The organism is Parasedimentitalea maritima (assembly GCF_005771405.1).
Classification (GTDB): domain Bacteria; phylum Pseudomonadota; class Alphaproteobacteria; order Rhodobacterales; family Rhodobacteraceae; genus Parasedimentitalea; species Parasedimentitalea maritima.
The window spans coordinates 48,606-70,798 of sequence record NZ_VAUA01000012.1 but is presented as its reverse complement, the minus strand read 5'-3'; the positions used below and the strand labels follow the sequence as shown (position 1 = coordinate 70,798).

Genomic DNA, 22,193 nt, shown 5'->3' with positions numbered 1-22,193 from the left:
ACTTTGCAAAGGCCATGCAGCATGAAGAGGGCAGTAGACAGTCTACTAGTACATTTGTTTCTCATGTTTGACGCATCAGCTAAGCTTTACCCCTCAACAATGTCAGACATAGTTGACTCATTGTCAGACATTGTTACATTCCATTACGAGTCACTACAAACGCGAGACCAAAAGTGCTAAGACCGGAAAGAAAAACGCTCCCCTCAGACGATCTGAAGGCAAGCAAGGTGTTAAACCACATCAAACCTCTTGTGGCTGGGCGGGATGTGCTTGACGCATTGGTTGAACTGATTGAGGCAGCCAAGCTTACTGTTGGTGACAAACTGCCCCCCGAAGTTGAATTGGCGCGGCGATTGGGGGTTGGCCGCTCCAAAATTCGCGAGGCACTGAATGCCTGGCAGAAAATGGGCATCGTGGTGCGCAATAAGGGTGCAGGAACCCGGCTCGCGGCAGAAATCGCTTCGCATTCTGTCCATATGCCACTGACCATGAAACTTGAGGCGGAAAGCCTGCTTCGAACCCACGCGGTGCGTCGCCCACTAGAGATTGAGGCCGTCCGCCTTGCCACAGTTGAAGCAACCGATCAGCAACGGAAAGTTATCCTCGCCCGCATGGCAGAGCTAATGGCTGTCTACGAAGCCGGAGAAGACTGGCGCCCAGCCGATCACCGATTTCACAATGAGATTTTTGCAGCCACCGGAAACCCCCTTTTTGGCCAGCTAATTGCGCAAATACAAAAGGCCTTTCAGGACATCTATGAAGCTCCATTTGGCAAACCTCATCTGGGTCAAAACAGCATCGTCTTGCACCGGCCAATGGCCGAAGCAATCGCCTCTGGTGATCAAATCAGCGCTGTAAATTATACAACGCAAATCATGGACATCGTGGAAGCCGAAGTGCGCGAGATCATTGGTGCGGGCAAATGACTGGCACAGACTATCCAAATCTCTCGTTGGCGACGATATTGGCAGAAGCGCACGCAGAGAGCGGCGGCTCAGTGACACCACCCATCGTTCAAAGCTCTCTCTTTACCTTCGACAGCTATGAATCCTTCGAACACCGTATGGCCGGACATGGTTCTGATCCGATCTACACGCGGGTACAAAATCCAACTGTCGCCGCCTTCGAAGGTTTGATGGCAAAAGCTGAAAAGGGAGAGGCAGCTGTGGGGTTTGCCTCGGGCATGGCAGCTATTTCGTCCACACTAATGACATTTCTCAAACCGGGTGACAGGGTTGCATGCATTGAACACGTCTACCCAGACACATACCGCCTATTTGAACGCCTATTGCGTCCATTCGGCGTCGAAATATCCTACCACTCACCCACAGCATTTGAAAATGACCCCAATTTGCTGGACGGTGTGCGGCTGGCTTACCTCGAAAGCCCTTCCTCAACGGTGTTTGAAGTCACCAATTTGCTGAAGGTTGCAGAACATGCGCGGCGTCATGGTACACTAACGGTAATAGACAATTCCTGGGCCAGCCCAATATTGCAAAACCCTCTGGCTTTGGGCATCGACATCACCCTTCATTCTGCCTCAAAATACATCTCGGGACATTCCGATACAGTGGCTGGAGTTGTGGTCGCAAGCCAAGACATGATCGACCAAGTCCGAGAGCTTGCCCTGCCACTTTTAGGTGCCAAACTGGCCCCGTTTGAGGCCTTTTTGCTGACACGTGGTTTGCGAACATTAGATGCACGAATCCAACAGCATCAACGCACTGCGGATCTGATGGTGGATCGGTTGTCACGCCTGTCCTGTGTCACCAGAATTCACTCTCCCAGCTCAAATTCCGTTCCCGGCTTAAAAGGGCGGTCTGGCCTGATGTCGGTGGAATTCGCGTCAAACATCGACATCAAGCGTTTTTCAAATGCGCTGTCTTTGTTCCGGCTGGGCGTTAGCTGGGGCGGTTTTGAAAGTTTGATAATGCCAGCGCAGGTCGGTCTTTCGCAAAAAGGCGAAAAAAACTCAATGCAACGGTTTGGCGTATCGCCGTCATTGGTACGCCTCAACCTCGGGCTGGAGGAGCCAGAGGACCTATGGGCTGACATCACAACAGCCCTCTCACACGCAACATTGTGAAGCGGGACTAACCCGCCATTTCTTGGAGGAGAAAACATGAAGACTCTGATTAAAGGCCTTGGCCTAGCTGCAGTGCTGTCTGGATCAGCAGCATATGCCGACACGACCTTGAAACTGGTAGAAGTGATCACCAGCCCGGAACGCACCGAAGTTTTGCAGGCAATGGTAGATAAATACGAAGCCGCCAACGAAGGCGTCGAAGTTGAAATCATCTCCCTTCCGTGGGGACAAGCGTTTGAAAAATTGGCGACAATGGTCGCAGGTGGAGACATTCCGGATGTGGTCGAAATGCCTGATCGCTGGCTTGCGCTCTATGCCGGATCAGGCAAACTGGCCAATCTGGAAGACCAGATTTCAGCATGGGAGCACGGCGGTACGCTAACGGACAAAACCATGGCCATGGCACGTCTGGCCGGCGGCGAAGCCCATATGGTGCCTTATGGGTTCTATTTGCGGGCAATGTTCTACAATAAGAAACTGCTCGCTGAAGCTGGTGTTGAAAGCCCCCCTGCCACTATGGATGAATTCATGACAGCATCGGCCAAAGTGTCGGAACTGGATGGAAAATCTGGTTATTGTCTGCGTGGTGGCCGCGGAGGCCTGAACGCATGGGTGATGATGGCGGCTGCGATGAACGGCACCAATGATTTCTTCACTGAAGACGGTAAGTCCCGCATCAACGAACCGGACTCGGTCAAGGGCTTTCAGTTTCTGATCGACATGTATCAAAATGGGAATGCACCAAAAGATTCAGTCAATTGGGGCTTCAATGAAATTGTTGCCGGCTTCTACTCTGGTACCTGTGCGTTCTTAGATCAAGATCCAGATGCCCTGATCGCGGTGGCTGAACGTATGCCAGCCGAGGATTTTGCTGTTATCCCAATGCCGGTTGGTCCCTCGGGCAAAGCCTTCCCTACTATTGGTTTTGTTGGCTGGTCGGTGTTTGATTCATCTGAGCACAAAGAAGACTCCTGGAACCTGGTTGCACATCTCTCCAGCCCCGATGCCAATTCCACCTGGACCAAACGTGTCGGCGTAATCCCAATCCACGAAGGCGCTGATCAGGATCCTCACTTCCAGACAGATCAGTTTGCTGGTTGGTTCAAAACCCTCAATGGGGCCGAATATGTGCCGACTATCATGCCGTCATATCTTGAAAAATTCGGTTTCTTTGCAGATTCCATCGCGTTGGAAAGCAGCCAAGAAGCTCTTTTGGGACAACGCAGCGCACAGGATGTTGCGGATGAATGGGCTGCATTTTTGACTGACGAATACACAGCGTGGAAAGCGGCGCAATGATCGCCAACACCCATACTTCAGTCACGTCCGGGGAAACCCGGGCGCGGCGCTCATTCTACTGGCGATACATGGTCGAACCCTACTTTTACCTGTCGCCAGCCCTGATCCTGATCGGCGTGGTCATGCTGGTGCCACTGATTGTTGGCATTTCCTATTCGTTTCAATCAATTGCACTGCTCAAACCGTTTGATACCGGCTGGGTTGGTTTGGAAAACTACGCAGCACTCTGGGATGATCGCAAATTCTGGCTGGCACTGGAGAACACCTTTCGCTGGACCATCGGTTCGTTGAGCCTTCAGTTCCTGCTTGGGCTGGGGCTGGCTTTGCTTCTCAACACCCAGTTTCGCGGCAAACGGTTGTTTCAGGCATTGGTGTTTCTGCCTTGGGCCGTGCCCACATTTTTATCCGCCCTCACATGGGCCTGGTTGTTCAATCCAGTCATCGGCCCCCTGCCCCATTGGCTGCATGATCTTGGGCTATTGTCTGAGCCATACAATATTTTGGGCGATCCAGATCTCGCCATCTGGGGCCCGATCACTGCAAACGTATGGTTTGGGGTTCCGTTTTTTGCCATCACATTGCTGGCAGCCCTGCAGTCCATTCCCAGTGAATTGTATGAGGCCGCCGAAATGGATGGCGCATCCGCCTGGCAGTGCTTCACCAAAATCACCCTTCCGTTTCTCGCTCCAATGATTGCGATCACTGTAATGCTGCGCACGATCTGGATCGCGAACTTTGCGGATATGATCTATGTTATGACCGGTGGAGGGCCCGCAAATTCCACCCAGATCCTGTCCTCCTATATCTTCACCACCGCATTTCGAAAGCTCGATTTCGGCTACGCCTCTGCCATCGCCGTTGCACTGCTTGGATTGCTTTTGATCTATGCGGTCATTCTGCTGTTTGTTCGGCAGAAACTTGTCAAAGTCTGAGTACGGCCGATGTCTGACACCACTCGTCGAAACCCAATGCTGATGATGGGCAAATCTGCTGCCATCACGTTCTACCTAACCTTTGCGCTGTTCCCGCTCTACTGGTTGCTCAAAATAGCGCTGACGCCAGATCGCCTCATCTTCACCGAAGGCACAAATTTAGCGCCCAGCGAAATTACATTCAGCAATTTCACTTCAGTCTTGTTCAAAACAGATTTCCTCTCCTATTTTGGCAACAGCCTGATTGTTTCACTGGGGACAGCAGCGGTGACAACCGTAATTGCTGCCGGTGCAGGATATGCGTTCTCCAGGTTTCACTTCAGTGGCAAGAAAATCATCATCGCCGTGATGTTGATTACCCAAATGTTCCCACTCCTGATGATCATTGCGCCAATCTACAAAATCATCGCCTCATTTGGTTTGCTGAATTCCCTGTCCAGTCTGATCATCGTCTACACTGCGTTCAATATCCCTTTTGCGACCTTCCTGATGCAGTCATTTTTTGACGGCATTCCCAGGGACTTGGAAGAAGCAGCTATGATGGAAGGCTGCACCCGTTTCCAGGCTTTGCGCAAAGTTGTCATACCGCTTACTTTGCCAGGCCTGGGGGCTACTTTAGGATTTGTTTTTACCGCAGCCTGGTCTGAATTGCTGTTTGCGCTGATGTTAATCAGCAAGAATGACACCATGACATTCCCGGTTGGCTTGTTGACATTTGTGTCCAAGTTTTCAGTTGATTGGGGGCAGATGATGGCCGCCGGTGTGCTGGCACTGATCCCCAGCTGTCTCTTCTTCATCTTCATCCAACGTTACCTCGTCCAGGGGCTCACCTCTGGCGCGGTTAAAGGATAGGAGGCCCAAATGGCCCGTATGGAAATTAAAAACCTGATGAAACGCTATGGCCAGACCGAGGTCATGCGCGACATCAATCTTGACATAAAAGACGGCGAATTCATCGTTTTGGTTGGGCCCTCGGGCTGTGGGAAATCAACGCTTCTGCGTATGATTGCAGGGCTTGAACCGATTTCTGGCGGCGAATTTCTGATTGACGGGCTTCGTATGAACGACATGCGACCGCGCGACCGAGACATTGCAATGGTGTTCCAGTCCTACGCGCTCTATCCGCATATGGATGTGGAGCGGAACATGGGATTTTCGATGGAAATCCGCGGCGACGATAAGATCAAGCGTAAGCAACGTGTGCTAGAAGCTGCCAAAGTTCTCGGTCTCGAAAATCTGCTGTCTCGTTACCCAAAGGAACTGTCTGGTGGCCAACGCCAACGGGTCGCCATGGGGCGCGCCATCATCCGAGATCCCCGCGCCTTTTTGTTTGATGAGCCATTGTCCAACCTTGACGCCTCTTTACGTGTTGAAATGCGATTGGAGATTGCGCGATTACACAAAAGACTTGGCGCAACAATGGTCTATGTCACCCACGACCAGGTAGAAGCCCTCACCCTTGCAGATCGAATTGTGGTGTTGGAAGGAGGTAACATTCAGCAGGTCGGGTCTCCCCTTGAACTCTATGAACGCCCTGCAAACCGATTTGTTGCCCAATTCATCGGATCTCCAACAATGAACATCATCCCCGTATCACCTGCCAAAAATGGTGTGACACTGGCCAATGGAACAAAAATTTCTCTTTCTGACATGCTCGACTTGAACGCAGCAGCCGAGCTCGGAATTCGTCCCGAGCACATTGACGTTCTGCCATATGGGACCGGAGATTTCGACGCCGAATCGGAGGTGGTTGAACATTTAGGGTCTGACACAAACCTCTTTGTCCGGGTCGATGGTATTGGGCCTTTGATGGTGAGGGTCCACGGCAATGTCCCAAACCAACCTGGTGACAAAATCGGCCTGCGTTTTCAGCTCCATAACACCCATATTTTTTCAGCGGATGGCCAGTCCCTTGGCCAGCGCATCACGCTGGCTGCCTAACTTTGTGCACCTCACCATACCCGGACGACCTGCGCTCCGGGTATGGGTTTCAAGAAAAAACCCGTTTTATAAGTGACTTACGTCATTTGAGAGTTGTCAAAACATCTTTCAATTCGACGCCAGGCTTGGAAACACCTGTAGGCAACGGGAAAAGCGCGGCTTGCACAGAGTGATAAATGTCAGGTTTCCCGTTGAACTGTATTGCTGTTGGATCCCCTCGAGCATCAATTTCCGGAAACCAACCTCCGTGCTGATGGTCGATGAAATGCGTATCGGCAAACTTCCACAAACGACTGTACCACTGGTGTAGCTCTTCCGTCGGCTCAAGCTTTAGAAAGCTGGCCAGAACACCAATTGCCTCGGTCACCGGCCACCAGTACCGTGAAGTGACCGCAGGCACTCCCTCAAAATCAAGCGTATAGACAAACCCGCCAGTCTCTGGAACCCACGCATCCGACAGTGCGCGCTTGGTAAGTAACCACGCAGTATCGATGACATCAGCGTTCGATCGCCCGGATAGATCCCAATGCTGTAACAAAAGCCGCGCCAGTTCAAAGGAATGGCCAGGCGTTGTCCCGGCCGGACGGAACATCGGATTCCCACTATAGGTGCGATCGATTTTCCAATCTTGCGTATAGTGTTCCGGTAGTCGCCACCCTTCATTTGCTCCTATCCGGTATACAAGAAAATCAAGGATCCGTCCTGCCATAACCAGATAGCGTTCGCGGCCGGTGGATTCATAGGCTGTCAACAATGCCTCAACACTGTGCATATTTGCATTCAATCCACGATAGGTCGAAAACGGTGACCAATCACGGTTCCATTCATCAGAGAAAAGCCCATGGCTGTCTTCCCAAAAGCGGGTTTCAAGAATGGTCGTGACATCATCAATCAATCGGTCCGCATCGGGGTGATCGGCCATTTTGGCACTTGCACCCGCCAACAATACAAAAGCATGCCCATAGGCAAGCTTACGGTCATCGTGGATCTCATTCCCATCCAGCGCCCAAAGATACCCACCATGATCGCGATCCCGGTGATGGCTCCAAAGGTAGTCCATCCCCGTGCCGATTACCGCCTCACATCCCTTATGCCCGGCAATCTTCCCCAATGCATACGAATGGATCAACCGAGTGGTCGTATGCAATTCCTGCACTGTATCTGTCAGCGGCAACCCTTTGTAATCAAGCGTGTGAAATCCGCCTTCAGGTCGAACGCTGGCTTGAAAAAAATCAAACTGCCGTCGCGCATCTTCGATCAAAAAGGCACGATGTGCAGCTGTTCCAAATCGATACTGGTCAGCCTTAGAGTTGTGGTCATGGGATATATTTTTCAAAGTAGTCTCACCATGTTAGCTGAAGGTTTAGGTGCACAATTTTGGTTCGGCGTGTACAGCCGTGCCCGTTTGTGTGCTCAGAACAGGTTGGATAAACTGAAGGCCAGCATTGGGTTCACCAGAAATCCGTTTTAGCAAGAAGTCTGTCAGGTGTTCACCGGCTGCTGACAGGTCCTCATATAGGCTGTCCACCTTTGGTCTAACAAAGTCGAAGACCCTGGACGTGTGCTTGACGACGACGTTGATATCTCGCCCTGGGATCAAACCCAAATCCTGGATCGCCGCAAGTGCAGCTAAACCAGATACATCTCCCGGAAGGACCAACCCATCCGGAGCATTCGGAGCGTTGAATCTGGTCTGGAACCATGCATGTATTTGGTCTGCCCCACTATCTAGTGTGACATCCTTTATGATCTCGAATTCAACACCCGATTTGTGCACGCAAGACATGAATCCATGCAGAAGGTGATGGTGAAACGTAAACTCTTTTGGCGGTAACAAAATACTCAAATGCTTTGACCCACGGTCTAACAACATCTTTGCAGCGCTTTGTCCAAATCCAAAATTGTCAAAATCAACAAACGGATGCTGCGTCGCCAATTCCGAACGACCATGTGTTACAAATGGAAACTCCGCCTCCGAAAGAAACCGAATTCGACTGTCGTTAGGCATCGTGCGCGAGAAAATGATACCATCCGCGAGTTTGTCCTGAACGATCCGCTCAATATGTTCAACAGACTGCTCAGTGCCAAAATCAGGCAGCACCACAAGATGATAATTGGTGCTTTCAAGGCGGGTGCTGATACCCCGGATCAACTGTGTGCCAAATCCAAGAATTTCCTCATGTGGTGGCAATATCAAATTGATAACATGTGTCCGCCCTGTGCGCAGCCGTTGCGCCGCTCTATCAGGTGAATAGCCAAGCTCTTTGGCAGTCTTCTGAACCAGAGCCCGAGTGTCTTTTGCCATCATTGGATCATTTGCCAAAGCTCGCGACACCGCTCCAACAGACATCCCAACCTTATCAGCGATTGTACGCTGGGTGGGGCGCGACTTAACAAGATTTTCAGCCATCTTTGCACATCAACTTCAGGAAAGCTCACATCGATTTAGATCGTTATAAATGAGCATGTCACCATTACAAAGATAAACACCAACCAAACCCCGAAAAACCTACACTTTTGACAGAAAACAATGCGATGACGTCTTGATAAGGACTAACATTACTACGTTATAAATTGCTAACTGCAAACATCACGCAAAAAAAATCTCGCCACTAGATGTTTGATGTCGCTCTCCATCGATATTTGAGAGCGAGAGAAACACCACGACCCTCTGTTGCAGTGAACCACAAATTGACCCGATACCAGCGCTCTTGGCATCAGATGCCCGTCACCGTCAAAGATAACATTATTGGAGTAGTCTACATAAGCCGCACCCCAAATCACATCTTTCGCTTCCTTTACGGCGAACGTTTCACCCTTGCCAAAGCGGGCGCTTTCATCTTCATTTCCACGGCTTTGATTGGCCTGGTGTTCTGGCGTTTCATTACCCGCCCGATACACACCTTAATGCAGCGCACACGGTCAATTGGGAACGGAGGCAGAAGATGGGAACCTATCAACCACTATGGAACCCGAGAAATTGAAAATCTCAGCAACAGTTTTCAATCACTGACGGCGCGGCTTCAGGACCAGCAAAACGCATTGAAATCCTATACGGCTCATGTGACGCATGAATTAAAATCGCCACTGACTGCGGTGAAGGGCGCCGCTGAATTGCTGCGTGAAAATGAAATGACGGATGAACAGCGGCATAGGTTTCTTGATAACATCGAGAATGATGCAGCCCGCATGGAAGAGCTATTGGCCAGCATGCGCAAATTCAGCCTAGCTGACCAAAATGCAAACGTTGGGGCCTGCAATCTAGGTGGGTTAGAAAAAGACATCTGTTCCAGCTTCCCCCACCTCGACATCGGGGTGAAAACGAGAATTTTACTCTGCCTGTCCACCAAAACACATTGCGGATCATCTTGGCACATCTTTTGGAAAATGCCGCCCAACATGAGGCCGGTACAGTCAATCTGGAAGCTGGCACGAATCCCAAAGGAGTTTGGTTGACGGTTAGCGATGATGGCACTGGTATCAGTAAGGGAAATCGGGAAAAAATCATGACTCCCTTTTTCACGACACGGCGAGAACAAGGCGGGACTGGAATGGGGCTAAATATCGTAAAATCAACTGTTGAGGCACTGGGGGGAAGCCTGTCCTTAGAACCTCGGGAAAACGGGACCTGTTTTCGCATCGTTTTCTGACAATTATAGTTTCGGTCGACGCAAAACTCGCCTGCGACATCTCAGGGCCGAAAGCTCCAGTTGGGCCCTACAGCTGCGTACGATCGAAATGCTTTTCATAGCAGTCGTTGACGGTGGATAAATGGACACGTCCCAGCAATGTCGGTTGGTCGCTGTTTCACGACCTAGGCGGGTCGTACAGCATCCGATACAAAAGGCGGACAGCACGACGGCCGTATCAACGGCGGCAAGGCGCAGTTAGCGACCTTTGCATAGCCTGTACCTTCAAACTTCGTGCAAGGGGGTGAGCTGCCCAGCGGATATTCATGAAGATGCGTTTTCCAACTTCAGTGTTAAGCGAGTAACCAAAGCCCCTGTTGCCTTCGACAAGAGAACCAACTGGGGAGTCACTCAAATCACCGTCAGACCAGCTGAACTGCGCCTGATTATCAAAATAGAACCCACTATGGCCCAACCAAGCACCCGTGATACCAAGACCGTAGCCTTCAGTCGATATTGAGCCACTTCAATATTAAGACATGACATTGGTATTAGACGCGCCATAGTAGCCCCAGACCGCACTTTCGTCTGCAGCCCATCGATCACCTGACAACTCGACACTCATGCGGGACACTTATGCTATAGGGAAACTTGCACATACAGCCGCCGCTACCTGTTCCAGAAGGATCGTCAAGGTAATCCGTTAACGCTGCCTATACAACCGAATTGCAGTGCGCTAGCGTGCTGGAGATAGGAAATTCACTGCAGAGGACGGCATGTCAGAATTCAAGATCGAAGGCCCTGAGCTGAAGAAAATGATAAAACTGGCACGTAAGGGACCGTTGCCGTTTGCCTTTAACCCTGGCAAGAACGAGTCCGAACACTACTTAGCTATGCACCGCAAACGCTCGGCCGAGATTTTAGGCAAGGCTGCCAAAAAAGAAGGCATGGGCGCTAAAGTTGCCTTTGGTATGTGCGTCGTTGAAGAAAAACTAATGTCGCTGACTTGCGAGCGTGCTGTCCCTGCGCTGGCGCGCCTGTTAAAGAAATTCCTGAAAGCCAACAAAGTATCGCTGAACGTCCGGGTTCTTGATGCCGACGGAAATGTGCTGGACGAAGACATCGAAGATCTGCCTACCGACCCCAGTCAGCAGGATGAGGGCACCCGGGCTGTCATCAAAGGTGGCGACGCAGCAGGACTCGTAACCCGTATTAAGGCCGCACAACCCCGTGTCGCCACAGCCCCAGCGCCCTTCTCCAAAAAACTCAAATCCGCACTTGATGGTGTGGTTGCACAGGTTAAAGCTCAAGATTTCGCCGCCGCCGATCAGGGAATGGTCCGGATCGAAGCAGCGCTGGACAAGCTACGAGCTGAACAAGGTACAGCAACCGAGGCAGCTGGCGCTGGGGATTCATCCGACTTAGTTGCCCGGATCAAAGTAGCTCAGCCGCTGCTCAAACAGGCGCCAGACCAGGTAGCTGACAAGCTCAATCAGGCCTTGGCGGACGTTGTTCAAAAGATCAAACGGGGAGAATTGGAGCCTGCTCGCACCACAATGGGCCAGATAGAGGCCGCACTGGCGAAAATTAGCGGGACCTCTGCCAGCGAGGAGGCGGCGGAGATCTCTGCACAGCAGCCCGAAAACGCAGACTTGGCTGCGTTGATCACCCGTCTAAAAGCGTTGCAGCTGCGCATTGCAAAAATGCCCGAAGTTACCGCCGAAAAGCTGCAAAAAGCCTTGCTGGGGGTCGCAGCCAGTATCAAGAAAAAGGATGCAACCGCTGCCGAAACAGGCCTTTCGAGAATTGAAGCCGCTCTGGATAAACTTGCGGGAACCGATACGGCTCAGGCTGCGGCCAAACCGGAGCAAGATCCGCGTGTTGCAAAGATTCTGGCCGACGTTGACGCGGTGCGCAAGAACGTTAACGCGCTGCCGCCAGGCGATGTGCAATCATCGTTGATCACTCAACTTGACCAGATACAGAACAATCTTTCTGGTGGCGAGATAAAGGCGGCGGTCAGCGGGCTGGATAAGGTCCGCGACGCGTTGAAATTGCAGGCAGCGATAGATCGGGTGATGCCCAATTTCGTAGCGGCCATATCGGCGGGTAAAGTCGCGGATCCGAACAAGCTGAGTATCCTGTTCAACACCGCGGTTGAACTGGTGCCGGGCCCGGATCATGCAAAGGCGTGGAACCAACTAAAGCTCGCGGAAGAGATGATTGCAGCTGGCGCGACGCTGGAGGAAACGGCCCAGCATTCGGAAATTCCGTCGGATGTTCAGCCTTTCGCGATTTCCCGCCTGAACTGGAACAAAACGCGCGGCGTGCTCAAATTGGAAATTGAGAAATTGCAATCGGCCATTCTCAAATTTTGCTCGGGAAACAATGATTTGAAAGAGGTTGGTGATAGAGTTGGAAATCTGACTGGTTATATCGAAAAGCTAGATGCCCGACTGGAAGATAAGCTCGATGAAATCGTCAATTCCAAGGAAGGTGAGCAGCGGGAAGCCGCGAAAAAACAGGCTCGTTCGTTGGTGAATGAATATCAAAACGAGCTCAATGCTCCATTTTTCAAAGATGTCGATCAGGGCAACGGGTTTGCGAATGTTGCCGTCGCGTCCACTTCACGCGCTGCACTTGGCGAAATTGACAAGGTCCTCGCGGCCTGACGGTATCAGCGGATACTATGGTGTCAGGAAAAGGCGATCGTTTTCTGTTTCGGCAGTTCTCTGCCGTCTGGGCAATGTTGACTCAAGGCGTCATTGCCGCTCGTTTCACCTCACGTTATTATCTCTAATAAAGTCTCTGGAAACTATTTACGTCCTGCACGCCAGTTTTGTTGACACACACGATATTGCACACGACAGTGGGTTAATTTTCTTAGGAAACTGTTTCTAAAGAGTTTCGCGAGTTGCCAGCAATGGATTGTTCTAATGACTGAATTGACATCAACCCAATTGACGTTCCTAGCAAATTATCTACACGTCGTGCCGTCCGCAGGAATGTTCAAGCGAAAAAAGGCCAAACAGAACGCGGAAATTGAGCATAACGAAAAGGTCAAGCAAGACTACCAGAGCTATTTGGAGAAAAAAGCCGAAGTAGACTCTTTGCTTGATGCAATTCGGGCCATGTTGGGACAGTGCAGCCAAGCTCTTAAGTCGATACCCAAAGGGCAGGTAAATGCGGAAGTTCTGGATTTTCGTGAAACAGTTGTCACCCTGACTAAGTCATATACGTCAATCAAGCAGGCGGTGGACGGTATCCACGTTTCTATAACAAACGCGGATTCTGAAAACCCTGAATTTGAACAGGGCAGGAGAAGTCTGGAAACACATCAAGTAAACCTTGTTTATTTGAAGGCCAAAATACCAGATCAGCCCAAACTTATAGAAGATGGAACAATTGGAGTTCTGTTCAAAAAACGCACAGAGATTCAGTCGCTTAAACAGTTTGAAGACACTAAGCTGTTATCAGAGAGCATCGTGAGACTGGAGCTGCCGGATGAGGTTGCTGAACGACAGCGATCTCAGGCGTTGGCAGATCATGATTTGCTGTGCCGAAAATGCCGTGATCGTATTGATGCGATGATTGTTGACGCCCAAAACCCGGATAAGGCTTCTCTGCGAGATAGTTTGGTCTCGTCGGCTGGGGACCTGGTTGAGAAACTCAAGGGCGACCGCCAACCCATAATTGATATTTTGATCAATGCAATCAACGGGCATGCGCACGATAAAATTGCCCAACTGATGGCAGATGGTAGTCCTGTTGCGGCACGTGAAATGCAGCGCACCAAGATTATCACCGAAAGCCTGAAAACGTTGAACCGACAGACCGACGCGCTGACATTGGACGTTACGGAGCTGCGCGTCGCCTTTGCCGATGCCAAGCCTGGTGTTGCCAAACGAGAAGCCGCAGCAGCGTTTCACGAGGCGCAGGCGCAACTGGATGAGCTCGTAGCCCGTAAACGCCGACTTGAAGCCTATGAAGCCTTGATGGCCCAACATGCAGCCAAGATCGCCGAGGCTGAGAGTGAGTTGTGGGAGTGGTTTGAAGACCCGGTGGAGACGGTTACCAATTTGCTTGCTGATCCGGAAACGAAGTTGCGGCCACCTGGCGAACCGTCATTGGAGATGTTGGTTGGCAATGGCGGGATGTATTTCAATCAGGCCAATCAATACGAAACTGACCGAAAACGCGTTGTCCTGGATGCAAAGCTGTTTCCCGACGAAGAGGAAATTACCTATCTTGATGAGGATCAGTTCAACATCCTTATGAGCATCATCGACGAAGGTAAAAAACTTGCTGAAGCGGGTAAAAACCCAGAAGCAGAATTTGCCTTTATCAAGGCGCGCAGTCTGCACCAAGTCTTTCGCGAGTCCGCCCGGATGGCATTGCCACCGGCACAGGAACCGCCGTTGTCAGAGATTGAAAAGCTGAACAAACAGCTCGCGTCGTTTAATGTGGAACTCGACCGGTTTTGGGGCCGTGGAGGGGACGAGCAAAACACACTACGTACCCAGCTTAAGAAAATTGCCAAAGCGCGGGACATTGAAGTCGCAAAAGACGTACCTGATGTTGCAAGCATTCAGGCCCATGCTGACAATTTTGATAAGGCACTGGCACAGGCAATTGCTGCCTATGTACCGCAGCAGCGTGACCAATTGGCCCGCGACCGGGCGCAGGATGCAAAGAACGAGATCCTGCAGGGCCTGTTATCTATGTATAATACAAAGGAATTACAGGAAGCCCAGTTGGCTGATGTCCCTTCGGACAAACTGTTGGTCATCGAACAAGACGGTGTCACAAAGTACTTCGAGATAAAGACGGAGCGTGGTGGAACACAGGACAAAGTTTCAGACAAGCATATTCCGCGCGAAGCTATGGACCTGCTGCTTGAACAGGCCACAATGTTGGAACTGCTTGCCCAAAGTCAGTCCCCGGATTGTTTCGCTGAAATTGAAGCCGCCGTTGCCAAGGGCCAGGCGGACCTGGCTGCAATATCAAAAGGTGGCCCCGACTATGATTACGTGGCGAAACAGGTCAAGGAATGTACTAAGCTGCTGGCGGCAAAGCGATTTTCTTCCTGGGTTCCGGACGGCCTTTACGAACTGAAGGTTGAATTTGAGAATTTCAAAGACAATTATATCACTGGTTACCTGCCAGCGAAGGCCAAACTAAAAGTGGATGAACTGCACGCGGCACTCGAAGCCAAAAAGGTAGAGGCAACAGCTTTGTCCAAAGCATATGACAAAGCGGAAATCGTCGTAAAACGGGTCGAAGCAAAGCTGGCTGGTGGTAAAAAGGCGCCTAAACCAAACCTGGCAGATCAATTGCGAGACCTTATTAAGAAAGGGCCCGGGGCCTTAATGCTTGGGTACACCAGTGCCCCCGGAGAGCTTAAGGAAGCAGACGCTTTGTTGGCCCGCATGAAAAAAGCGCTGGAAGACATCGGCCCGGCGCTGGAAAGTGACGGGCTCGAAGGTGAGTTTAAATCCGACATCAATACGGCGCGCCAGACGCTCGAGACCAAATCGGAAACCGGTATCAGAACTGCTAAGGCGAAAGCCGAAGCGATAGAGGCCAAGATAGACGGCAAGATGGCCGAATTTGATCCATCGAGTAATGGCCTTAAAGCTCTCGAGGATTTTGCAAAATTCCTCGAGAAAGAAGCCAAAGGCGCGTCTGACCGCAAGGCTGCGGTCGCCGAATTTGAAAGTGGTAAGGAAAAAGTTGAAGCATCTCTGAAGCATGCGGCCGCGACTTTGGAAAAAGAGAAATCTACTCTCGCGTCTTATACCGAATACAAAAACGTATATGATGCTATGAAAGCGCAGTTTGATGCGACCAAGAAAATAACTGACCCCGTACAGGGGGTGGCTCAGATCAAGCCGCAAATTTCCAGTGCAAAGCAATTGGATGACGAACTTCAGAACCTTTCGGTCATCAAATCAGGCAAGGCAACGGGCCCTGATTTCCCCGGATGGGAAGATGCGCTGAAAACCAAAATGGAAAATATCTCACAGTCAGCGTCGAACGTTGCAGACAGCATCATTGATAAGGCCAAATACAAACCTTCGGGTGTGGCCGAGGAAGATAAGGCGCTGGAAGAGTTGAAAGACGCGGCTGCAGACGTCGCCGGAACCCTTCGGTTGGTTACCTACCCCAATTTTAAGAAAATCCTGACCCTGGACAAAAACATTGCTGTTGAAGCGGCCGCGGCCCTTGCGGACACAAACACCGTGACCCGCAAGAAAGCACTGGCTTTGGTTAGGGAAAAAGCTTTGGCGGAAGTGCGTAGAATACGTACCGAAATGGACGCCCATCCGGCGCTTAAGGTTTATCGCGGCAATCCGTTCTCAAACAAGTCATGGGACGGTTTTGCCTCGGCATTACACGGATTTGACGTAGATGTTCTTACAAAATTACAACCGGCTTAATCGGGGTCCGACACATGTCCTTTAGCGAAAACGAAGCCAATTGGATCAAATGGGTCTCGGGCAAGAAAATCGACATTGCAGCGGTCAATGATCAGATCGCGCATGACGCTTTAAAACAAAAGGTTCTTGACGAAAATATTCGCCAACGCCTGGATGAAGTGCGTGACGAAATAGACGAGGCGCAGGGCATCGTTGTTAAGAAAACTAAGGATCCAGGTGCCCTAAAAGCTGCTTGGCGTCAGATGACCGGTTCTGACGCGAAAGATGTTGGCGAAATGAAATGGCGCGCTGACGACAGCGACACCAATAAGGGGCTGTTGTCAAAATATGAACTGCGGGCCGACGTGGAAGTCGACACGATTGCCGATATCAACGAGAAAACCCAAAACATCGACCCAAAAGACTTGATCGCGCTGACTGACTCTTTTCAGCGGATCAAAGAGATGGAAAAGACCATGCGGTTGCAGTTCGATGACAAAGGCAATCCCCTTTTTACCGATGAAGACATCCGTAATGAACTTTGGACGCCTTTGGTTCGATCGGGACTGATCCCAGAAAACATGGTGCCGGACGATTTTTCCGAACACGCCATCGCCTTCAAAGGCGCGCAGGAGCTGTACGGCGATAAACTGGCAGCCTACACAGCCACGCATACTAAAACACAGGATAATTTGGCCTTTGGTCTGCGCATTGCCAAAGAGACGGTCACCGTGACCGGGGCCATCGTGTCCGGGTCGTTTCAGATGAAGAATGCAACTGACGTCGCCGCTGGTAAGACCGAATTGAACGAACTGAAAGAGCAAAAAGAAGTCCTGAAAGGTCAAAACCCTCCGGGTGATACAGCAGCGGTTGACGCACAAATTGCGACAAAAGACAAGCAAGTGAGGGAGCTGGAGAACATACCCAGGTACATCGATGCGGGCACGGCGTTGTTGAACGGTGGACTGTCGATGACTGAGCTTGCAATCGAGCATAAATACGCCCCAAAGGATCAGGACAAATGGGCAAAATGGGCGCAAACCCTGACCAAAGGTCTGGAAATTGCGCAGGGCATGGCGGTGAAAAGCGCAACGGCAGGGATTTTGGCGGGTTCCCAAGATGGGGGCAAGTCCGAAGCCGGATTTATAACCTGCATTACCTGTTCACTGAATGCTGGCTTTGCTGGTGCACGTTTGGTTCCCGCGGCATACGCCATCTGGAAAGAACCAGATGAAGCCAAAAGGGCCGCCATGATTGCGGGGGCGGTTGGGACACTTGCTGGGGCTGTCGCCGACAGTATCAACGCAGCGGCTTCGCAGATCAACACCGTTGACAAGAACGCAACAGCCGAAAAGCAAGCTGAACAAAAGCAGGCCGATAAAGACAGTAAAGCTCAGCTTGCTCTGCTTGCCAATGGTCTAAAAGTGGCAATCACCCAGGCTGGAAACGGCCCGGCAATTGTTGCGGCCTACAAGCGCGGTGATACCAAAGCATTGGGAATGCTGCTTGGCGGAGCTGCTGTTGCCGCCGCACTGGCTCCTTCATCCGAAGCCATTTTTGACGCGATGCACAAAGATGTCAGTGCAGAGGAAAACTATCGCCGACAGGTGTCTGACACCCCCATTGAAGGCAACTACCTAGAAACCACAGGTGCCAATCAGGAGGCATCTCAGGATGCCGCGGCTGCCAAGGCGATGGATGCGATCAACAGTTCAGTCTCAGGCGTTCAGAAGATCAACATGGCGCAGATCAAACCGAACCTTCCAACGATGGACCCGGCTTCGGTAGAGGAGCTTCAGAAGCTTATCGATGCCGAAGTCGACGCCAAACAACAGGAACTTGCAGAAAAAGAGTTGAAAGACGCTCTGAGTCCAGCAGTGGTTCAGGAAATGTTCGACGACGTTGATGCCGAAGTTGGCGCCTTTGAGGAAACCTATTCCAAGGCCTTCCCCGACACCGGGATTACGTCTCGAACACCGCAAGAAATTGCTGACGCCGGAGATGCCATTGACCGGGCTATGGCAAACACAGCAGCACTGCGCCAGAAAGTGGCGTTGATCAACGGCCTGTCCGGAGGGGCGGCTGGCGTAATCGTAGCGCTGGTTCCTGGTGCCAGCGCCGTCGCTTCAATGCAGGCACTGGTGCGCGACATTTATACGCTAGTCAAATGCGTCGAGGTTCATAACACTTGGTGCGACAGCATGGATGTGGCTATGGCCGGGCAAGGTGGTGCGGCGGCGGCGATTCAGAACACTGTACGCAATGCCAAAATCCATCTTTCCCAAGCTGCAATTGTGGCCATTCTGTCCGCGCTGAAAGCCTCGTCTGACGTGGCCCGTATGTTTGATCCCTCAGGCGTTGCGACGGCAGTATCTGCTGGGGCAAGTATGGCTTCGGCTGTGGTGAATTTTGCCTATAAAATGCAAAAAGAAGCCGAAATCAAAATCGGCTGGGCTACTTATAAAGATGCCCGTAGCAATCCGGGCAACCGAAAAGCTGCGCGAAAGGCTTTGAGGTTGAACAGTACGCTTGCCAAATGCTGTATCGCCTATGGCGCAGCCATTCAGGGGGATACTGCCGCCAAGCAGGCGATAAAGGCCACCGGTTTGACGATCACTGCCCTGCAAAATGATAAAGACATCTGTGTACGTCTTGTCGCATACCTTGAAAATGAACTTGTCGACGATCCAACTGTTCTTGCTGTTGATTACCAGAAAAATAACAAGTGGGCACCGGGCAAGCCCGCTTTGGAACTGGCGAACTGGACGATGTTCAAAGCGACAGCGCGGAAATCGGCGACACCTCTACTAAACGAAGCCAGCACGTCCACCCCAGCCATTGACCGCCTTCTTGCCAATCTCGCCCAAGTACCCGACTGGGGCGAAACCGCGAAATTCGACGGGGCCCGCAGTGCAAAAGCGGCCCAAAGCGAAGAAGGCGTAGCCAAAGATTTTCCGGGTAAACATCAGGCAGTGCTGGATCGACTTGAGACACAACAGGATATTCTCGACCGCCTTGAGGCCGCTTATTCTGCCTATCAGCCGATGAATGAAGCGGGCAGCGATAAACATGACGGAATGGCCAAGGCATCAAAGACATATGCCGCAATTGCCAAAGCGGGCAGCAAGGTTGTGACCGGTAATATTACGGCCCTGAAGGCCTACCCTGAACTGGTAGCCTAAGCCTAGATGCTTTTGATCATCCGCCCCCCCCCAAAGGATTGGCGGATGATCGACAGTTTTGGTGCATTATTTTGAACTACATACTTGCAGGCCAACCTGTAGTGAACTCCGGCAGAGAAATTTGAGACATGTGTTGCGACCAACAGTTCAAGCGCAACCCAATGAGGAGTGGTTGTTCTTGGATCAGCCAAAAACGCGTTCTGCGCCGCTGTTACGATCTTCCTGGCAAGATATCGGATGATTGGGGTCAGCCCCACATCGCTAACAATGTTCGGGCATCTTCTAGACAATAGTCAGTCTGCCCCAGTCGTAAAGCACTAACTTCAGGTGGGGTAGTCTTCAATTACTTGAATGGATTAGCATTCATTGTTAATTTTTTTCGCCGAACCTTCGACTTTTTGCACGGTTGCCGCAAACTGCCATGTCGCACCACAGCCGGGATTTGTTTTTGGAAAAATCATGGAAAATGAATTTGCAATCGAGTGCAGGACAACACTTCAGTCTCGCACTATCAATCTTTGACAGATATTCAAAAAAGGACTGCAATATGGGACCAAAAATTGCTGCTCCCAACACGTTACTTTCCCGCCAATCCCAGCGTCCATAATTGTCGTGAACAGCAAATCTGGCCACGCGCAGGCACGCAACATAATGATCCTGCAAAACCTTCAATAGATCCGCCGAGGGTGTTTCATTATCACCAATGGCCAATATTACAGCGTACACGTTTTCTCGAATTGAACGCGCTGTACGAACGAGCGATGCTGTTTGTCGCGGGTTTAACGCATTGACGGCAGTCTCGATCCTGTTTTCCGCCCAAACCAGACATTCTGACTGCAGAGACCATGCAATCAAATCTGAAAGTGTAAGGATACGCTCTTCATAGAATGCACCGTCCCTTCCACTACATGTATTGGCAAAATCCAGGCAAAGCACACCACCAATAAGAGTGAAGCCGCGATCAGTTGGACGGTTTATTGCATTACACATTTAACCAGTGTAACCTGTTTTAGCGGTTAGGATCAATTGACAAACTTTGCCGGTTGATCATCAAGTATATATGTCGCCACGTAGACGATCGCATTTGTAAATGAATGGGCCATCACGGGTGCTGAGTAATCGCACCCGGTCACCTCAGTCGAAGAAGCATGGATTTTTTTTACCAACGAGGATATGAAATGATACTGGTTTACCGTCGAGGCATTGGTCATTGGGTCGCTTTGAGCGCTGTTTTGACAGCGATCTGCCTGCTAACCGTTATAGCTAATCAGGCCCATGCCGCGGATGAAAGAACCAGTTTTTTCATAACAAGCGAAGGCAAAGGAGAAGGTGCCAATTTGGGTGGCCTTGAAGGGGCGGATGCGCATTGTACCCAGCTTGCCGAAGCTGCGGGTATTTCAGGAAAGGTTTGGCGGGCCTATCTAAGCACTTCTGGTGATGATGCCGTGAATGCACGGGATCGTATTGGAACCGGCCCGTGGCACAATTCAACTGGTGTCATGATTGCGCGCGATCTGGATCATCTGCACAGTGAAGATACTGGCATTGGCAAGCAAACCTCTTTGACCGAAAAAGGTGACGTTGTGAATGGTCTGGGGGACAAACCCAACATGCATGATATTCTCACAGGGTCATTGCCAGATGGGACGGCAAATTTGGAATACAACCTGACATGTTCAAATTGGACAACAAACGGGAAAGGTAAGGCGTTGGTTGGCCATCATGATCGCGTTGGTGGCGGAGCACGTCCCAAACAGTGGAATTCAGCACATGTGACATGGGGGTGTAGCCAAACGAAACTTCAGGGTTCAGGCGGGACTGGGCTATTCTATTGTTTTGCTGAAAACTAGCGATTTTTTGGTTCGTTTTGCTACGTTTAAACCTGCTGCATATTCATAATGCGCAATCACATCTAAATGGCGTCCTTGGCACCCTTCCATATCAAGGGGTCGGACTTATTCGCCAATCAGCCCACTGAAGAGACTCCGACCAGTTTGACTGCATTGGGTTTGGTTAGGTGAAAATTAGGACTATCAGGTGTGGGGTCGCTCATCCAGAAGATCTGGTTTTGTTTGAAAGTCGACTTATGGGAAGATCCTCATCGTGAAAATAGTACTGCGTTTTCCCCCCTGAATACATCATCAATGCAAGCAGGGGTTCTTCAATTCTCCTGCCCTCTCTGGTGATATGCATCGGAATGGGAAAGCTATCTCGCAGCTTCCCGCCCGCATATGCCTCAACACGCTCTTGCAGCTCGATCAGCCCGGTCTCAGCCATGCAAGCCAGATTCTGACAAAGCACCGTTTTAGACCGCAGTCAGCCCGGCTTGAGTATTGTCGATTTCTTACCTAACCCCATGTACTCTGGCGGCGTGCCCAACAAACCCATCACCCGCGTTTCACCAGCCACCCGTTAAATCGCTTCCATTTCACTGCGCTTACTCTTTCTAGGCAAATTCGATTTATCCATAGGCAGAACGTCCGCTGTCTCGCGCAACTGTCCTGACTGGCATGACTGTCCTAGATTGAGCATGTGGGTGGCCCAAGCTTTCATTGCCCTCTCGACCCATTCACCGCCCCGATAGGTGCAGCCCTCTTTCGTCAATTACTCATCCATCCAGCGAATGACGGCATCGTTCTTAGCCAAATAAACCTGATAGTCTGACACAGTGCCCCGCATAAACGATAAGGCACCAAACACCAAAC

Annotated in this window: 16 protein-coding genes; 12 read left to right on the top strand and 4 right to left on the bottom strand. The window is 51.0% G+C overall.

The genetic code is table 11. The annotated features are described in order from the left end of the window. The first annotated feature begins 227 nt into the window (after positions 1–227). From FEE96_RS20375 to FEE96_RS20350, 6 genes are read left to right on the top strand one after another with little or no spacing between them, the layout of a single operon-like run. Positions 228–926 (top strand): FadR/GntR family transcriptional regulator, encoded by a 699-nt coding sequence (locus FEE96_RS20375; protein WP_246079528.1) that lies wholly within the window; start codon positions 228–230, stop codon positions 924–926. Next, positions 923–2,086, top strand: a complete 1,164-nt coding sequence (locus FEE96_RS20370; protein ID WP_138164974.1) for an aminotransferase class I/II-fold pyridoxal phosphate-dependent enzyme — start codon at positions 923–925, stop codon at positions 2,084–2,086. The genes FEE96_RS20375 and FEE96_RS20370 overlap by 4 nt, the downstream gene beginning before the upstream one ends. Positions 2,087–2,122: 36 nt before the next feature. Next, positions 2,123–3,385, top strand: coding sequence for an ABC transporter substrate-binding protein (locus FEE96_RS20365; protein WP_138164973.1), 1,263 nt, complete (start codon positions 2,123–2,125; stop codon positions 3,383–3,385). Further along, entirely contained in the window at positions 3,382–4,317 is a 936-nt protein-coding gene (locus FEE96_RS20360) for a carbohydrate ABC transporter permease (protein WP_171021767.1), read from the top strand. The genes FEE96_RS20365 and FEE96_RS20360 overlap by 4 nt, the downstream gene beginning before the upstream one ends. Before the next feature lie 9 nt (positions 4,318–4,326). Next, on the top strand, positions 4,327–5,169 hold the full coding sequence (locus tag FEE96_RS20355) for a carbohydrate ABC transporter permease (protein ID WP_138164971.1): 843 nt from the start codon (positions 4,327–4,329) through the stop codon (positions 5,167–5,169). Positions 5,170–5,178: 9 nt separating this feature from the next. After that, positions 5,179–6,258 (top strand): ABC transporter ATP-binding protein, encoded by a 1,080-nt coding sequence (locus FEE96_RS20350; protein WP_138164970.1) that lies wholly within the window; start codon positions 5,179–5,181, stop codon positions 6,256–6,258. A gap of 82 nt (positions 6,259–6,340) precedes the next feature. On the opposite strand, the gene FEE96_RS20345 is transcribed toward FEE96_RS20350, so the two are convergent. Beyond that, positions 6,341–7,594, bottom strand: coding sequence for an AGE family epimerase/isomerase (locus tag FEE96_RS20345; RefSeq protein ID WP_138164969.1), 1,254 nt, complete (start codon positions 7,592–7,594; stop codon positions 6,341–6,343). Positions 7,595–7,621: 27 nt separating this feature from the next. Further along, positions 7,622–8,668, bottom strand: a complete 1,047-nt coding sequence (locus FEE96_RS20340; RefSeq protein ID WP_138164968.1) for a LacI family transcriptional regulator — start codon at positions 8,666–8,668, stop codon at positions 7,622–7,624. A gap of 311 nt (positions 8,669–8,979) precedes the next feature. On the opposite strand from FEE96_RS20340, the gene FEE96_RS20335 reads away from it, so the two are divergent. Together FEE96_RS20335 and FEE96_RS23705 are read left to right on the top strand one after the other, a co-directional pair. After that, positions 8,980–9,714 (top strand): histidine kinase dimerization/phospho-acceptor domain-containing protein, encoded by a 735-nt coding sequence (locus FEE96_RS20335; RefSeq protein ID WP_212744805.1) that lies wholly within the window; start codon positions 8,980–8,982, stop codon positions 9,712–9,714. After that, positions 9,615–9,908, top strand: a complete 294-nt coding sequence (locus tag FEE96_RS23705; protein WP_342770988.1) for a sensor histidine kinase — start codon at positions 9,615–9,617, stop codon at positions 9,906–9,908. The genes FEE96_RS20335 and FEE96_RS23705 overlap by 100 nt, the downstream gene beginning before the upstream one ends. A 217-nt stretch (positions 9,909–10,125) precedes the next feature. Here the strand turns inward: FEE96_RS23705 and FEE96_RS24145 are convergent, their stop codons facing one another. Continuing rightward, complete coding sequence (locus FEE96_RS24145) at positions 10,126–10,404, bottom strand: autotransporter outer membrane beta-barrel domain-containing protein (RefSeq protein WP_138165060.1); 279 nt, start codon at positions 10,402–10,404, stop codon at positions 10,126–10,128. Positions 10,405–10,663: 259 nt separating this feature from the next. Here FEE96_RS24145 and FEE96_RS20325 point away from each other — a divergent pair, with 259 nt between their 5' ends. The 3 genes from FEE96_RS20325 (at position 10,664) to FEE96_RS20315 (ending at position 19,488) form a co-directional block, all read left to right on the top strand. Then, positions 10,664–12,559 carry a hypothetical protein gene (locus FEE96_RS20325; protein WP_138164967.1) on the top strand — a complete coding sequence of 632 codons (1,896 nt, stop codon included), beginning with the start codon at positions 10,664–10,666 and terminating at the stop codon, positions 12,557–12,559. Positions 12,560–12,823: 264 nt separating this feature from the next. Beyond that, entirely contained in the window at positions 12,824–16,327 is a 3,504-nt protein-coding gene (locus FEE96_RS20320; protein ID WP_138164966.1) for a hypothetical protein, read from the top strand. Positions 16,328–16,341: 14 nt separating this feature from the next. After that, the gene (locus tag FEE96_RS20315; protein ID WP_138164965.1) at positions 16,342–19,488 is read left to right on the top strand and encodes a hypothetical protein; all 3,147 of its coding nucleotides are present in this window, start codon (positions 16,342–16,344) and stop codon (positions 19,486–19,488) included. A gap of 369 nt (positions 19,489–19,857) precedes the next feature. On the opposite strand, the gene FEE96_RS20310 is transcribed toward FEE96_RS20315, so the two are convergent. Continuing rightward, a complete protein-coding gene (locus FEE96_RS20310; RefSeq protein ID WP_138164964.1) occupies positions 19,858–20,478 on the bottom strand; it encodes a CGNR zinc finger domain-containing protein in 621 nt (206 codons plus the stop codon). Positions 20,479–20,666: 188 nt separating this feature from the next. Between FEE96_RS20310 and FEE96_RS20305 the strand changes: the two genes are divergently transcribed. Further along, the gene (locus FEE96_RS20305) at positions 20,667–21,338 is read left to right on the top strand and encodes a hypothetical protein (RefSeq protein ID WP_212744803.1); all 672 of its coding nucleotides are present in this window, start codon (positions 20,667–20,669) and stop codon (positions 21,336–21,338) included. Positions 21,339–22,193: the final 855 nt, after the last annotated feature.